Origin of the sequence: Motilibacter aurantiacus, from assembly GCF_011250645.1 — a bacterium.
In the GTDB taxonomy this organism is placed as follows: domain Bacteria; phylum Actinomycetota; class Actinomycetes; order Motilibacterales; family Motilibacteraceae; genus Motilibacter_A; species Motilibacter_A aurantiacus.
Map to the genome: position 1 here is coordinate 22913 of NZ_JAANNO010000005.1, position 15182 is coordinate 38094.

At 76.6% G+C, this 15182-nt stretch carries 13 protein-coding genes; 5 read left to right on the top strand and 8 right to left on the bottom strand.

Going from position 1 to position 15182, the window contains the following annotated elements; translation table 11 throughout:
- Positions 1–55: 55 nt before the first annotated feature.
- Complete coding sequence (nudC, locus tag G9H72_RS10380; RefSeq protein ID WP_166170654.1) at positions 56–970, bottom strand: NAD(+) diphosphatase; 915 nt, start codon at positions 968–970, stop codon at positions 56–58.
- A complete protein-coding gene (locus G9H72_RS10385) occupies positions 967–2352 on the bottom strand; it encodes a dipeptidase (protein ID WP_166170656.1) in 1386 nt (461 codons plus the stop codon). The genes nudC and G9H72_RS10385 overlap by 4 nt, the downstream gene beginning before the upstream one ends.
- Before the next feature lie 155 nt (positions 2353–2507).
- Between G9H72_RS10385 and G9H72_RS10390 the strand changes: the two genes are divergently transcribed.
- From G9H72_RS10390 to G9H72_RS10400, 3 genes are read left to right on the top strand one after another with little or no spacing between them, the layout of a single operon-like run.
- Positions 2508–3833, top strand: a complete 1326-nt coding sequence (locus G9H72_RS10390; protein ID WP_166170658.1) for a sensor histidine kinase — start codon at positions 2508–2510, stop codon at positions 3831–3833.
- Positions 3830–4714: a DUF4097 family beta strand repeat-containing protein gene (locus G9H72_RS10395; RefSeq protein ID WP_166170660.1), complete on the top strand. Its 885-nt coding sequence runs from the start codon at positions 3830–3832 to the stop codon at positions 4712–4714. Before G9H72_RS10390 ends, G9H72_RS10395 begins: the two co-directional genes overlap by 4 nt.
- Before the next feature lie 53 nt (positions 4715–4767).
- On the top strand, positions 4768–5565 hold the full coding sequence (locus G9H72_RS10400) for an endonuclease/exonuclease/phosphatase family protein (RefSeq protein ID WP_166170662.1): 798 nt from the start codon (positions 4768–4770) through the stop codon (positions 5563–5565).
- A 1-nt stretch (position 5566) separates the two neighbouring features.
- Here G9H72_RS10400 and G9H72_RS10405 read toward each other — a convergent pair whose 3' ends face one another.
- The 5 genes from G9H72_RS10405 to G9H72_RS10425 form a co-directional block, all read right to left on the bottom strand.
- Entirely contained in the window at positions 5567–5917 is a 351-nt protein-coding gene (locus tag G9H72_RS10405; protein WP_166170665.1) for an MmcQ/YjbR family DNA-binding protein, read from the bottom strand.
- Between the two features lie 3 nt (positions 5918–5920).
- On the bottom strand, positions 5921–9178 hold the full coding sequence (locus tag G9H72_RS10410; RefSeq protein ID WP_331272173.1) for an ATP-dependent DNA helicase: 3258 nt from the start codon (positions 9176–9178) through the stop codon (positions 5921–5923).
- The gene (locus tag G9H72_RS10415) at positions 9175–12462 is read right to left on the bottom strand and encodes an ATP-dependent helicase (RefSeq protein ID WP_166170667.1); all 3288 of its coding nucleotides are present in this window, start codon (positions 12460–12462) and stop codon (positions 9175–9177) included. Before G9H72_RS10415 ends, G9H72_RS10410 begins: the two co-directional genes overlap by 4 nt.
- A 182-nt stretch (positions 12463–12644) precedes the next feature.
- Complete coding sequence (locus G9H72_RS10420) at positions 12645–12821, bottom strand: hypothetical protein (protein ID WP_166170669.1); 177 nt, start codon at positions 12819–12821, stop codon at positions 12645–12647.
- A gap of 211 nt (positions 12822–13032) precedes the next feature.
- Positions 13033–13362, bottom strand: a complete 330-nt coding sequence (locus tag G9H72_RS10425) for an MGMT family protein (RefSeq protein ID WP_166171183.1) — start codon at positions 13360–13362, stop codon at positions 13033–13035.
- A gap of 38 nt (positions 13363–13400) precedes the next feature.
- On the opposite strand from G9H72_RS10425, the gene G9H72_RS10430 reads away from it, so the two are divergent.
- Positions 13401–13676, top strand: a complete 276-nt coding sequence (locus G9H72_RS10430) for a hypothetical protein (RefSeq protein WP_166170671.1) — start codon at positions 13401–13403, stop codon at positions 13674–13676.
- A 37-nt stretch (positions 13677–13713) separates the two neighbouring features.
- Entirely contained in the window at positions 13714–13905 is a 192-nt protein-coding gene (locus G9H72_RS10435; protein WP_166170673.1) for a hypothetical protein, read from the top strand.
- Between the two features lie 98 nt (positions 13906–14003).
- On the opposite strand, the gene moeZ is transcribed toward G9H72_RS10435, so the two are convergent.
- A complete protein-coding gene (gene moeZ, locus G9H72_RS10440; protein WP_166170693.1) occupies positions 14004–15179 on the bottom strand; it encodes an adenylyltransferase/sulfurtransferase MoeZ in 1176 nt (391 codons plus the stop codon).
- Positions 15180–15182 lie beyond the last annotated feature (3 nt).

Here is a 15182-nt window from a genome sequence, read left to right on the forward strand (position 1 = left end):
CCTCCGCTCCCCCCGCTGGACGGGGGCGCGGGGGGCCCGGTGTGGTGGCGGCCGGCTAGCGCCAGGTGCCGTCGGGCGCGAGCTCCCCGCCGTACCAGTGCTCGATGAGGCGCCGCGCGATGGAGACGCCGGGCGGCAGCAGGATCTCCCCCGACGCGGTCGCGGCGGCGAGCTCGTCGCGCGACACCCAGACGGCCTCGGCGATCTCGTGGCCGTCGACGCGCAGCTCCGTCGTCGTCGCGCGCCCCGAGAAGCCGAGCATGAGCGAGGCGGGGAAGGGCCACGCCTGGCTGCCGAGGTAGGTCACGTCGCCGACGACGACGCCCACCTCCTCGGCCACCTCGCGGCGCACGGCGGCTTCGATCGACTCCCCCGGCTCCACGAAGCCGGCGAGCGTGCTGAAGCGCTTCTCCGGCCACCGCGGCTGGCGGCCCAGCAGCAGCCGGTCGTCCGGGTCGGTGACCGCCATGATGACCGCGGGGTCCGTCCGCGGGTAGTGCTCGCTGCCGTCCGCGGTGCAGCGGCGCACGTGCCCGCCGGACACGATCTCGGTGGGGGCGCCGCAGCGCGGGCAGTGCGTGTGGCGGGCGTGCCAGTGGCCGAGGGCGACGGCGTTGACCGCGAGCCCGACGTCGCGCGCGCTCAGCAGCGAGCCGACGTCCCGCAGCGAGGCCAGGCGCAGCCCGTCGTCGTCGGGGTCCACCCGGCCGGGGCGGGGCAGCGTGGCGAAGTAGCCCACGCCGTCGTCGTCGAGCCCGAGGAACACCCGGCCGGCGCAGTCCTCGTCGGACGGCGCCTCGAGGGCGAGCGCGGGCGGGTCCCCGACCACGGGGAAGAGCCCCTCCTCGCGCAACCGCAGCACGCGGGTTCGCGAATCGGACCACAGCCTTGCCAGCTCGGCCTCAGCGGTGCGCACCCACGCCGAGCGGTCGACCGCCGCCCGGGACAGCGCCAGCTCCCCGAGTGTCATGCGCGCAGCGCCCCGGGCAGCGTCTCCCAGAGGTACGCCGCGGCCTCGGCGCCCTTGAGGAGCATCGGCACGTCGGCGTTCTCGTCCGGCGCGTGCCAGCCGGAGTCCGGGAGCGCGGTGCCGAGGAAGACCACCGGCGCCCCCAGGATGTCCTGCAGGTCGGCCTCCGGCCCCGAGCCGCCCTCGCGGGTCACGAGCACCTCCTGGCCGAACGCCCGCCCCATCGCCTCCCGCACCGCCGACAGCGCGGGGGCGTCGAGCGGGGTCGCGCAGGGGCGTACGCCGTCCCCCTCCCACTCGACCGACCAGCGCAGCGCGGGCGGGACGGCGGAGGCGAGCCACGCCTCGACGGCGGCCCGGACCTGCGCCGGGTCCTGCCCGGCGACGAGCCGGAACGAGAGCTTGGCGTGCGCCTCACGGGGGATGATCGTCTTCGTGCCCGGGCCGGTGTAGCCGCCCCAGACACCGTTGACCTCCGCGGTCGGGCGTGCCCACACCCGCTCGAGCGTCGACCAGCCGGCCTCGCCGACCCCCTCGGTCGAGTGCGCCACCGCGAGCCAGTCCCGCTCGTCGAAGGGCAGCCGCGCGATGAGCTCGCGCTCCTGCGCCGACGGCTCGACGACGCCGTCGTAGAAGCCGGGGACCGTGACCCGCCGGTCGGCGTCGTGGATGCCCGCGAGCAGCCGGGTGAGCTCGGTGACCGCGTTGTGCACCGCGCCGCCGTAGGAGCCGGAGTGCAGGTCCACGTCGCGGGCGACGAGGTCGAGCTGGCAGGAGACCAGCCCGCGCATGCTCGTCACCACCGACGGCGTCTCGCGCCCCCACATGCCGGTGTCGGACACGACGACCACGTCGCAGCCGAGCCGGTCGCGGCGCGCGCGCAGCAGGGCGGGGAAGTTCGGCGAGCCGGACTCCTCCTCGCCCTCGACGAGGACCCGCAGCGTCACCGCCGGGGTGGTACGCCCGGTCGCGGCCAGGTGCGCCCGCACCCCGAGCAGGTGGAAGGCCACGAGCCCCTTGTCGTCGGCCGCGCCGCGGGCGAACACCTTGTCCCCCACCACGCGCGGCTCGTAGGGGGCGCTCGTCCACGCCTCGAGCGGGTCGACCGGCTGCACGTCGTGGTGGCCGTAGACCAGAACCTGGGGTGCGTCGGCGTCGGCGCTCACCCACTCGGCGTACACCGCGGGGTGGCCCCCGGTCTCCCAGACCTCCACCGTCGGGAAGCCCGCCGCCCGCAGCGCGCCGGCCAGCCATTCGGCGCTGCGCCGGACCTGCGGCGCGAGGCCGGGGTCGCCGGACTGGCTGGGGATCCGGAGCCAGTCGAGCAGCCCGACGAGCCACTCGTCGGCGTGCGTGGCGACGTACTCGGGGACTGTGGTCACGGTGCGCGAGCCTACTTTCGGGCGTAGTCGGGCGGCATCCCCGCCCGGAGGCGGCCACCGACGGCACGCGACGGCACGAGGGTGGGGATATCCCCAGCCCGAAGACGGCGACTCGCCTCATGGTCGTGCGCTGCCCGTCTCCCTAGCCTGGCGACATGTCCTTCCCCAGTGCCTCACCGGCGGCCCCCGCCACCGCGACGGCAGCCCCCGCGGCCGCGCCCGGCGCACCCAGGCCGACCTTGCTGGGGGCGCTGTCCTACCTCGCGCTCAGCCTCTGGATCGCGATCGTCCTGTTCGTCGTCACGGTCACGATGCTCGCGCTCTCGCTCGGCCTGCTCCCGGCCTTCCTGCTCGGCGTCCCGCTCCTCGCGGTGACGTTCTGGTGCGTCCGCGGCTTCGCGGCCATGGAGCGCGGGCGCGCCCGGGCGCTGCTCGGGGTCGACATCCCCGCCCCGGGCCCCGCGGCGCCGCCCGGCACGTCGTTCCTGCGCCGCCTCGGCGCCCAGTTGCGCTCGGGCGCCCAGTGGCGGCAGGTGGCGTACTGCGCGGCCCTGCTGCCCGTCTCCTGCCTCAGCTTCAGCATCGTCTTCTCCCTGTGGGGCACCGGCGCGGCGCTCTTCACCGTGCCGGCCTGGTCCGCCCGGATGGACCGCGACGCGCTGCCCCTGCTGGACGAGGCCTGGAAGCTCGGGGCCTGGACGGCCTGCGGCGCCCTGGCCCTCGCGCTCGCCCCGGCCGTCACCCAGGTCGCCGCGCTCGTCGAGTCCTCCCTGGCCAGAGCCCTGCTGGGCCGCGACGAGCGGGCCGCGCTGCAGGCCCGGGTAGGGACGCTGACCGAGACGCGCGCCGAGGTGGTGGCCGCCGCGGACGCCGAGCGCAAGCGCATCGAGCGCGACCTGCACGACGGGGCGCAGCAGCGGCTCGTGTCGCTGGCGATGAGCCTGGGGCGGGCGCGCGGGAAGCTCGAGGACGACCCGCAGGCGGCGAGCCGGCTGCTGGACGAGGCGCACGTCGAGGCCAAGCAGGCCCTCGCCGAGCTGCGCGACCTCGCCCGGGGCCTGCACCCGTCGGTGCTCACCGACCGCGGGCTCGACGCCGCGCTCTCGTCGGTCGCCGCCCGCAGCCCGGTGCCGGTCCGGCTCGACGTCGACGTCTCACCGCGCCCGGCTCCCGCCGTCGAGGCGGTCGCCTACTTCACCGTCGTGGAGGCGCTGGCCAACGTCGCCAAGCACTCCGGGGCCCGCGAGGCCGCGGTGCTCGTACGCCGGGTCGGCCCGCGCCTGCTCGTCGAGGTGCGCGACGACGGCCGCGGCGGGGCCGACCCCGACGCCGGCAGCGGGCTGCGCGGCCTCGCCGGCCGGGTCGCCGCCGCCGACGGCACGCTCACCGTCTCCAGCCCGCTGGGCGGCCCGACGCTGCTGCGCGCCGAGCTGCCCGCCGACGCCACCACCCCCGACCCGTCCCGAGGAGCGAGCGCATGAGCGCCCCCACCGAGCAGCTGGCCACCACCCCGCCCGCCGCTCCCGCCCCGCCGCCGCACCCCGCGCGCTTCCCGCTGATGCTGCTGGGCTCGGTGCTCGCGCTGGCGCTCATCGCGTACGGCGCGCTGACCATGGTGATCCTCATGTCCCGCCACTCGGCGAGCTCGTCCGCCGAGTACGGCTCCGGGATCACGTCGATCCGCGTCGAGTCCTGGGGCATGTGCGGCGGCGGCATCACGGTCGTCGGCGAGCAGGCGCGCGAGACGGTGTCCGCGAGCTGGAAGGACTCCTGGTCCCTCGCCCGGCCCACCCGCGAGGTGCGCCGCGAGGGCCCGGCGCTCGTGGTCGACGTCGACTGCAGCTGGACGACGGCGTGGACCCCGTCGGTCGACCTCACGCTGCGGGTCCCGCGGGAGACGGCGCTCTCGCTGCAGAACGACTCCGGCTCCGTGCTCGTCAGCTCCGTCGTCGGCGACCTGACGGTCCGCAGCGACTCCGGCCGCGTCGAGGCCGTCGGCATCCGCGGCAACGTGGACGTGCAGACCGACTCGGGGAGCATCACCGCCAGCGAGGTGCAGGGCGACCTGACCCTGCGCTCGGACTCCGGCAGCATCCGGGCGTACGGGGGGCGGTCGAGCCGGGTCGCGCTCAGCTCGGACTCCGGGTCCCAGCGGCTGGTGCTGACGCGGCCGCCGACCGAGGTGACCGCGTCCAGCGACTCCGGCTCGGTGAGCCTGCTGCTGCCGGCGTCGTCGGCCTACGCCGTGACGACCCAGACCGACTCCGGCAGCGAGCGCGTTCGCGTGCAGCGCGACCCCGACGCGGCCTCACGGGTCGAGGTCCGCACCGACTCCGGCAGCATCCTCGTCGGCAACGGCTGACCCCCGGGCCCTCCGGCGGGCGCGGGGACCGGCGGCGCCCTACCGTTGGCGCGGTGACCGGACTCCGCCTGGCGACGCTCAACCTGTTGCACGGCGTCTCGCTGCGCACCGGGCAGACCCGCGAGGACGACCTGCGCGCCGCGGTGCGCGAGCTCGCGCCGGACGTGCTGGGGCTGCAGGAGGCCGACTTCCGGCAGGACCGGTCGGGCGGGGTCGAGCAGGTCCGGGCCGCCGCCGAGGAGCTCGGCGCGGCGGGCTGGCGGTTCGTCCCCTCGCTCGTCGGCACGCCGGGGCTGACCCGCACCTGGCGGCCCGCGACGGACGAGGACTCCGCCGGGCCCGCCCCCGCGTACGGGATCGGGCTCGTCTCGCGCTGGCCGGTCGTCCGCTGGGCAGAACTGCGCTTCGCTGCTGCGCCGTTCCGGCTTCCGCTGCTCGTCCCGGCACACCCGCGTCCTCGGCTGATGCCGGTCCCGGACGAGCCGCGGTCGGCGGTCGCCGCCGTGGTGCAGACGCCGTACGGCCGGGTGTCCGTGGTGACGGCGCACCTGTCGTTCGTGCCGGGCTACAACGTCCGGCAGCTCGCGCGGGTCGCGCGATGGGCACGGGCGGAGCTCCCCGCTCCCCGCGTGCTGCTGGGCGACTTCAACCTGCCGGGGCCGCTGCCGCGCCGTGTGACCGGGTGGGAGTCGCTCGCGCGGGTCGCGACGTACCCGTCGTACCGGCCCCGGGTGCAGTTCGACCACGTGCTCGGCGACGGGCTCGGCGGGTGGCGGGCGGACGTGGTCCAGGCGCCGTCGCTGCCGGTCTCCGACCACACCGGGCTCGTGGTCACGCTGCGCAGGCCGTGACTCAGGCTCCGGCGCTGCGGGCCTCGTCGTAGGCCCTGACGAGCCGCTCGGGCGCGGTGGCCCGCCAGGCCTCGACCACCAGCGGCTCCAGGTCGGCCGCGTCGACCCGGGCGGTCACGAACCCGACCCAGCCGTGCCGGCCGACGTAGGCCGGCACCGACCACGTCCCCGGGTCCTGCGCCACGAGCTCGGCCTGGTCGGCGAGCGTCGCCTTGACCGTGCCGCCGGACCCGTCGCCCGACAGCGTGAGGAACATCTTGTCGCGCACCCGGAACGTCGGGTGGCCCCACGTCTCGCGCTCCTCCGCCTCCGGAAGCGCCAGGGCGTAGGCGCGCAGCTGCTCGGTGTCCATCGGTCAGCCCCTTCCCGTGCGCGACGAGCCGGCGGGGCCGCCGCCCGCAAGCAGCAGCCGCTCCAGCTCGGCGAGCCCCGGCAGCGCCGGCGGACGGACGACCGCGCCGCTGCGCACGTAGAGGAAGGCGGCGTCGACGCGCTCGAGCGGCAGGCCGTGCAGCTGCGCCCACGCCACCCGGTAGACCGCGAGCTGCAGCGGGTCGGCCTGCTCGCCGCCGGTCTTCCAGTCGACGACCTCGAACCCGCCCTCGGTCGCGTAGACCGCGTCGATCCGGCCCCGGATGACGGTCCCGGCGAGCACGAGCTCGAACGGCGCCTCGACGGCGACCGGCTCGCGGCGGGCGTACGGCGTGCGCAGGAAGGCCGCCTGCAGCTCCTCGAGCGCCACGTCGTCGTCGACGTGGGCGTCGGCGGCGCCCGGCAGCGCGTCCGCGTCCAGCAGCGGCTGCTGGGCGAAACGCGCCTGCACCCAGGAGTGGAAGGCGCTCCCCCGCCGGGCCGCCGGGGCGGGCGGCCGCGGCATCGGCCGCAGCAGGTCGCGGGCCAGCCCCTGCGGGTCGGCGGCGAGCCGCAGCAGCTGGGACGCGGACAGCGCGGCGGGCAGCTCGACGTCGCGCCGCGGGGAGCGGCTGCGGCGCAGCTCGGCGAGGATCAGGTCGGCGTCACGGTCCCACTCGGCGACGCGACGGGCGTCGTCGGGCGCGAGCCCCTCGTCGGAGGGCGCGTCCGGCGCCTCGCCGAAGTCGAGCGGGAGCATGTCGGCGGGCTCCCGGCGCAGCGCGGCGAGGCGGTCGAGCACGGCGTCGGCGGCAGCCCGGCGCAGCGCGAGGGCACCCGCGTCCAGCGGTGCCGGCCAGGACCAGTCCTCCCCCCGTGTCCCGAGCCCGGGGTTGGACTCCTCCTCGGGCCGGGGCGCCCAGGCAGCGACGGTGCCGGCGCCCGCCTCGCAGTGCTCGCGGATCGTGGTGAGGTAGGGCGACGGCCCGCGCACGCCCTTCTGCGTCGGCCCCCACCAGTGCCCGCTGGCGACGAGCAAGCGCCGCGCCCGGGTCACGGCGACGTAGCCGAGCCGGCGCTCCTCCAGCTCGGCGGCGGACCGGTCCTCCTCCTCGTACGCCGTCACGCCCTTGCCGGTCATCTCGACCAGCTCGGGCAGCGCGTCGGCGTCGCCGCGCAGGCCGTTGGGGAGCACGTGCCCGTTGGTCGTCCAACGGTCGCGGCCCCGCGTGGACGGGAAGACCTTGTGGGTCAGGTCGGGCAGGACGACGACGTCCCACTCGAGCCCCTTGGACTTGTGGGCCGTCATCAGCTTGACGGTGTCTGCCGTGCTCGGGGCCGTCGTGTCCAGGCCCCGGTCGTACTCGTCGGCCGCCCGCAGGAAGGCCAGGAACGCCGTCGCGGAGGCGTCGCCGTCGAGGTCGACGAAGCGGGCGGCGACGTCGAGGAAGGCGGCCAGCGACTCGCGGCGGCCGGCGGCGACGGCGGCCGGGCTCGCCCCCAGCTCGACGTCCAGCCCGAGCACCGACACCAGGCGGGTGAGCAGGTCCAGCAGCGGCTCGCCGGACATCCGGCGCAGCTCGGCGACCTCGCCGGCGAACGCGGCGAAACGGGCCCGGGCCTGCGCGCTGTAGCCGTGCGGGCCCGGGTGCTCGACGGCGTCGAGCAGCGACACGACCTCGGCCGGGTCCACCCCGGCCACGGCCTCCTCCAGGGCGCGGTCGAGCGGGCTGCCCACCTCGACCGCGTCCTCCTCCACGCGCAGGGCGAGGGTCGGCTCCGCGACCAGCTCACGGGCCCGCCGCCCGAGCAGCGCCAGGTCGCGCGGGCCGACCCGCCACCGCGGGCCGGTGAGCAGCCGGACGAGGGCGGCGTTCGCGGTGGGGTCGGTCACCACCTGCAGCGTGGCCACGACGTCGGCCACCTCGGGCAGGGCGAGCAGGCCGCCGAGCCCGACGACCTCGACCGGCACGTCGCGCGCGGCGAGCGCGGCGTGCAGGGCGGCGAAGTCGCTGCGGGCACGGACGAGGACCGCGACCTCGCCCGGCGGCGTCCCGGCGTCGAGGGCGGCGCGCACCTGGCCGGCCGCCCACTCGACCTCCTCGGCGTAGGTGGGGAGCAGCGCGCAGACCGTGTCGCCCGCGCCGGCCCGCTCCTCGCACGGGGCGAGCGGCTCGACGCCGTGGCGCAGGTGCAGGGCGGAGGCCAGCGTGTTGGCCAGGTCGAGCAGCCGCGAGCCGCTGCGCCGGTTCTCCACCAGGCTGCGCCGCGGGGCCGGCGACCCGTCGGCCCGCGGGAAGTGGCGCGGGAAGTCGTCGAGGTTGGCGACGGACGCCCCGCGCCAGCCGTAGATCCCCTGGCACGGGTCGCCCACGGCGGTGACCGGGTGACCGCCGGAGAAGAGGGCGCTGAGCATCCGCCGCTGCGCCACCGAGGTGTCCTGGTACTCGTCGAGGAGCACGACGCGGAACCGGTCGCGCTCGGCGGCGCCGACCTCGGCGAAGCCCTCCGCGAGCCGGGCCGCGACGGCCAGCTGGTCGCCGAAGTCGAGCAGGTCGCGAGCAGCCTTCTCCGCGCGGTACGCGTCGACCAGGTCGGCCAGCTCGAGCCGCTTGCGGGCCGCGGCGGCGATGTTCCTGACCTTGACGGGGGCCTTGGCCAGCGAGTCGATCTCGCGGAGCAGCTCGCGGTCGTACGCCCGCAGCTCCTGCGTGCTCACGAGGTGCTCGGAGAGCTCGCCGTCGAGCGCGAGCAGGTCGTCGACGAGCATCCACACCGGCTTGGTCACCTCGACGAAGGGCCCCGCGGCGCGGCGCAGCACCCGCTCGGACAGCTGGAAGCGGGTGGCGTCCGCGAGCAGCCGGGCGCGCGGCTCGACCCCGAGCCGGAGCCCGTGCTCCTCCACCAGCCGGCCGGCGAAGGCGTGGTAGGTCGAGACCGTCGGCTGGCCGTCCCCCTCGACGGCGCCCTCGCCGGCCGTGCCGACCCCGGCCTTGAGCAGCGCCGCACGGACGCGCGCCGCCAGCTCGGCGGCCGCCTTGTTGGTGAAGGTCAGCCCGAGGACCTGCTCGGGCCGGACCGCGCCGCTGCCCACCAGCCACACGACGCGGGCGGCCATCACGGTCGTCTTGCCCGAGCCGGCGCCGGCCACGACGACGCCCGGCTCGAGCGGCGCGGTGGCCGCGTCGAGCTGGGGCGGGCTGAAGGGGATCCCGAGCAGGCCGCGCAGCTGCTCCGGCCGGCGCAGCGGGGCGCCGCTCACTCCACCACCCCCCTGCCCTCGGGCTGCGCGGGGCAGGCCCGACGGTAGGGGCAGCGGGCGCAGGCGTCGCTCGGGGTCGGCGCGAAGTCCTCGCCGACGACGCGGGCCACCGCACCGGCGAGCAGGTCCTCGACCCAGGTGCGCCCGTGCTCGTCGCGCTCGGGAGCGGCCTGGCGCTGCACCTTCGGCATCCCGGAGTCCTCGACCCGCAGCTGCACCAGCTCCGCCCCGCCGGTGCGCGGGCCGTCGGCGGGGGCGCCCTCCGGCAGCAGCCCGTCGAACGCCCCGGCCTCCGTCGCCAGCTGGTAGGCCCCGAGCTGCGGGTGCACCGCCACCTCTCCCGAGGAGGGCGGCGTCTTGCCGGTCTTGAAGTCGACGACGTGGACCAGTCCGTCGGCGTCGAGCTCGACCCGGTCGGCCGTCCCGCGCAGCACCACCGTCCCGTCCGGCGTCGGGACCTCGACCCGGAACTCGTGCTCGGTCGCGAGCAGCCTGCGCCCGCGGGCGGCGGTGGCGGCGTGCCAGGCCAGGAACCGGCGCACGGCATCGCTGGCCGCCGCGCGCTGCTGCGCAGACTGCCACCGCGCCTCGAAGGCGAGCGAGTCCCAGACGGCGTCGATGCGCGCGTCCAGCGCGGCCTGCTCGGCCGGCAGCCCGCCGCGGGCCACCTCGTCGGCGAGCACGTGCACGACCCGGCCGAACCCGATCGCGGCCGTCGTGGGCGCGTCGGCGGCCGCCTCGTGCTGGAGGAACCAGCGCAGCGGGCAGGCGGTGAGCCCCGACAGGGACGAGCCGGACATGCGGATCGCCGCGCCCTCCTCCAGCAGCGGCCGCCCCGGGTCCGTGACGTCGAGCAGCCCCCACCAGCGCGAGGGGTGCGCGGCGGGGACGAGCGGAACGCCGCGGTCGTCCACGGCGGCGGCGAGGTCGGCGAGGCGGCGGGCGGCGGCGGCGCGCAGCGCGGGGGTCTCGGCCGGGTCCACCGCCGCGCGTCGCAGGTCGGCGACGAGCCCGACCGCGGACAGCGGGCGCACGACCCGGCGGCTCACCGCCTCGACGGGCACGCCGAGCTCGTCGAGGAAACGGGAGGGCCGCTCGCCGTCGTCGTCCGCGCTCGCCACCGCGCTCACGACGAGCCGCTGCCGGGCGCGCGTCACCGCCACGTAGAACAGCCGGCGCTCCTCGGCGAGCACCTCCGACGGGCCGGGCGGCTCGGTCAGCCCGTGCCGGCCGAGCCGGTCCGGCTCCAGCAGCGACCCGCGCCGGCGCAGGTCGGGCCAGACGCCCTCCTGCACGCCGAGCACCACGACCAGGTCCCACTCCAGCCCCTTGGACCGGTGCGCCGTCAGCACCCGCACCGCCTCCGTGCGGGCCGAGCCCTCGGCCAGCGTGTCGCCGGGGATGTGCTGGGCGCCGAGCTCGGCGAGGAGCAGCCGCGCCCCTCGGACCCCGGGCCGCTCGTCGGCCCGGGCCGCCGCGTCGAACAGTGCGACCACCGCGTCGAGGTCGCGGTCGGCCGCCCGCCCCGCCGCGCCCCCGTCGTACGCCGCCTGCTCCAGGCGCCGGGGCCAGCGGGTGCCGTCCCAGAGCACCCAGAGCGCCTCCTCGGCCGGCCCGCCGTCGTGCAGCACGGCCGACGCCTTCGCCAGCAGCGAGCCGAGCGCGCGGACGGGGGCGGCCAGCCGGTCCTCCGCGGCGACCAGGCGCCGCGGGTCGAGCAGCGCGTCGCGCAGCAGCTGGTCCGACGGGGTGACGGGCCGGCCGGCGGCCTTCTCCTCCGCCCTCAGCTCGCGGGCGAGCGCGCGCAGCCGGCCCGCCTCGGCGCCGCCGAGCGGCGAGAGCAGCAGGGTGCGGGCCTGCTCGGGGCTGGGGCGCCGCGGGCCGCCGGGCTCAGCGGGCTCGTCGTCGCCGAGCCCGCTGGCCACCGTGAGCGCGAGCAGCAGCGGGGCCACGGCGGGCTCCTCGGCGAGGGGCAGCTCGTCGCCGGCCACGGCGACCGGGACGCCCGCAGCCCCGAGCACCCGTCGCACGAGCGGGACCGAGCGGCGCCCGCTGCGCACCAGCACGGCCATCCGGCTCCAGGGGACCCCGTCCTCGAGGTGGGCGCGGCGCAACAGGTCGGCCGTGGCATCGGCCTCGGCAGCGGCCGACGGGTAGGTGCGCACCTGCACCCGGCCCGGCTCCGCCACCCCCGGGACCAGCGCCCGGTGCTCGGCGACCTGCTCGCGGGGCAGGGACCGGATCGGCAGCCGGCACGCGACCGAGCGGCTGGCGGCCAGCAGCCGCTCGCCCGCCCGGCGGGAGCGGCGCAGGGTGACGACCGGGGCCGGCTCGCCGTCCGCGCGGGCGAAGCGGTCGGGGAACTCGAGGATGCCGCTGATGTCGGCCCCGCGGAAGGCGTAGATCGACTGGTCCGGGTCGCCCACCGCCACGAGGTGGCGGCCGTCGCCCGCGATCGCCTGCAGCAGCCGCTCCTGGGCCGGGTCGGTGTCCTGGTACTCGTCGACGAACACGGCGGCGAACCGCCGGCGCAGCGCCGACTGCGTCTCCGGCTCCTCGGCCAGGGCGGCCGCGCGGTGCACCAGCTCGGCGTAGTCGACCGCGCCCATCGCGTCGAGGACGTAGAGGTACTCGTTGAAGAAGGCCGCCGCCGCGGCCCAGTCGTCCCGGCCGGCCCGCTCGGCGGCGCGAGCCAGGTCCGGCGGGTCGAGGCCCAGCTCGCGGGCGCGCGCGACCACGGCGCGCACCTCCTCCGCGAGGCCGCGCGTCCCGAGGGCGGCGCGCAGCCGCTCGGGCCACTGCACCTGTCCCACGCCCTCGCCGATGCCGGCGAGCAGCTCGCGCACCGCGACGTCCTGCTCCGGGCCGGACAGCAGCCGCAGCTCGGCGTCGTCGTCCGGGAGCGCAGCGGTCGAGCGGTGGGTGCGCAGGGCCCACAGGCAGAAGGAGTGGAACGTCCAGGCCACCGGCGCCCCGGTCGCCCCGCCGAGCCGGGCCGTGACCCGCTCACGCAGCTCCAGCGCCGCCCGGCGGCTGAAGGTGAGCACGAGCACCTGCTCCGGCTGCAGCGGCGAGACCGGGTCCTCGGCCAGGGCGGCGACCGACTCCACGAGCGTCGTCGTCTTCCCCGTGCCGGGCCCGGCGAGGACGAGCAGCGGCCCCGAGCGGTGCGCCGCCACGCGCGCCTGGGCGTCGTCGAGGGCGACGGCCCCGGCCGCGCGCGCGGGGACGTGGATCCGGTGGGCCGGCCGGTGGGTCGGCCGGGAGACGGGTGCGGCGGTCATGGTGCTTCCACTTCACCACGCCCCACCGACAGTGCGGGTGTGCTCGCGCCGGAGGCCCTCGCCGTGCCGCCCTCGGGCGGCCGAGCCGACCACCGGCCCGCGCCGCGCGGGCCGGCGCGTGCGCCGGCCCGCCCGACCCCGCGGCAGCGCCGTGCGGTGCCGGCCCGCTCGGGGCGGCTCCTTCAGTGCCGGCGGTACTGGAACGCCGCCGACCCCTTGCCCTGGCGGCCCTGCAGGTGCCGCGGGGGCACGGGCCCCTTGCCGCGCGACCGCTGCGCCGCGGGTGGCGTCGCGGGGATCCCGCTGCGGTCGTTCGTGCGCTGGGGGTCGAGGGAGATGTAGGGGAACACGTTTCGCATGTCAGCCTCCGGAAGGACGGTCTCGGGACGGCTGGGCACGGCGAGAGGGCCACTGCGGGCAGGTCGACCCTGCGCTCGGCACGCAAGGGCCGCTCGGCAGGACAGGACGTCGTCTCACCGCGACCAGGCGGGACGGCAGCCCACCGGGCACTGAGCCGCGGGCGTGGGCGCGTACGAACGTCAGAGGATCACGCAGAGAACGGTAGGACCGTCAGTCCGGGCCGCGCAAGGCATTAACGTCCGGCCCCTCGGGCACCCATCGACACCGAGCCAGGTCCACCCGCTGCCCCCGCAGCGGCACGCCGTCCTCCGCCAGCCGGCGCAGGGCCTGCTCCTCGTGGCCGGGGGCCGGCAGGCCGCCCGCACGGACGACGCGCCACCAGGCGACACCGCCGCCCCACTCGGACATCACCCGGCCCACCCCGCGCGGCCCGCCCTCGCCCAGGAGCTCGGCGATGTCGCCGTACGTCGCGACCTGCCCCCGCGGGATGCTCTCGACCACCCGGAGGACGCGCTCGGCGTACGGCGTCGGGACCACCAGCAGGAGCGTAGGCGGCCGATCGGGGGTAGGTGAGCGAGGTGACCGAGACCCCGTTCGACGACGTGCCCCGGACCGACGAGGTGGAGGGCTCCGCCGGCCAGGGCGGCGCCGACGTGGAGCGTGCGGCGGGAGGCGCGGCGCGTACCGACGTCGGAGGCGTCGATGGCCGCGTCGATGGCCGCGTCGATGGCCGTGTCGATGGCCGCGTCGATGCCGGCGTCGATGCCGGCGTCGACGTCGAGGGCGCTGCCTTCGGCGACGCGAGGCCTGCGGCCGACCTCACACCGGACGACCCGGCGGTACGCGGCACCTGAGCGTGCGTCGCGCCCGGGCGTGGGTAGGAGCCCGCCCATGAGCGAGACACCGTTCCCCGAACCGCCCGTCACCCCCGACCCGCAGGCCGCGACCGAGGAGAACGACGAGTCGCTGTACGACTCGCAGGAGTCCGTGCGCGACCGCGTGCAGGGCACCGGGGTGTCCGACGACGACCCCGGCTCGTTCCTCAACGAGGACAACATGGGGATGCGCAACACCGACGTGTAGCCCCGGCCGCCACCCGGGACAACACACCGCAGCACCCCGGACGGCACGGAGGCCGCCCGCGCTGGTGCGCGGGCGGCCTCCTGCCGCACGGGGAGAGCTCAGTACGCGGGCTGGCTCGGGTCGATCTGGTTGACCCAGGCGGAGACGCCGCCACCGACGTGGACCGCGTCGGCGAAGCCGGCGCCCTTGAGGATCGCCAGCGTCTCGGCGGAGCGGATGCCGGTCTTGCAGTGCAGGACGACCTGCTTGTCCTGCGGCAGCTTCTCGAGGGCGGACCCGTTGAGGAACTCGCCCTTGGGGATCAGCACCGAGGTCGGGATGCGGTTGATCTCGTACTCGTTGGGCTCGCGGACGTCGACGATGACGAAGTCGCGCTCGCCGTTGTCGCGCTCCTTGATCCACTGCTCGAGCTGGGAGACCGAGATCGTCGAGCCCTTGACGGCCTCGGAGGCCTCCTCGGACACCGCGCCGCAGAACGCCTCGTAGTCCCCCAGCAGGCCGGTGATCGGCTCGCCGTTGGGGTCCTTGCGCAGCTTGAGCGTGCGGTAGGACATCTCGAGTGCGTCGTAGACCATCAGCCGGCCGAGCAGCGGCTCGCCGATGCCGGTGATGAGCTTGATCGCCTCGGTCACCATGATCGAGCCGATGGACGCGCAGAGCACGCCCAGCACGCCGCCCTCGGCGCAGGAGGGCACCATGCCGGGGGGCGGGGGCTCGGGGTAGAGGTCGCGGTACTGCGGGCCGTGCTCGGCCCAGAAGACGCTGACCTGGCCCTCGAAGCGGTAGATCGAGCCCCAGACGTAGGGCTTGCCGAGCAGCACCGCCGCGTCGTTGACGAGGTAGCGCGTGGCGAAGTTGTCCGTGCCGTCGAGGATGAGGTCGTACGGCTCGAAGATGCGCAGCACGTTGTCCTCGTCGAGGCGCTCCTCGTGCAGGACCACGTTGACGTAGGGGTTGACCTCGGCGACCGACTCCTGGGCCGAGAGGGCCTTGGGCTTGCCGATGTCGGACTGGCCATGGATGACCTGGCGCTGGAGGTTGGACTCGTCGACGGTGTCGAAGTCGACGATGCCGAGCGTGCCCACGCCCGCCGCGGCGAGGTAGAGCAGTGCCGGGCTGCCGAGGCCGCCCGCGCCGACGACGAGGACCTTCGCGTTCTTCAGGCGCTTCTGTCCGACCATGCCCACGTCAGGGATGATCAGGTGACGCGAGTAGCGGCGCACCTCGTCGATCGTGAGCTCGTCCGCCGGCTCGACGAGTGGAGGCAGGGGCACAGC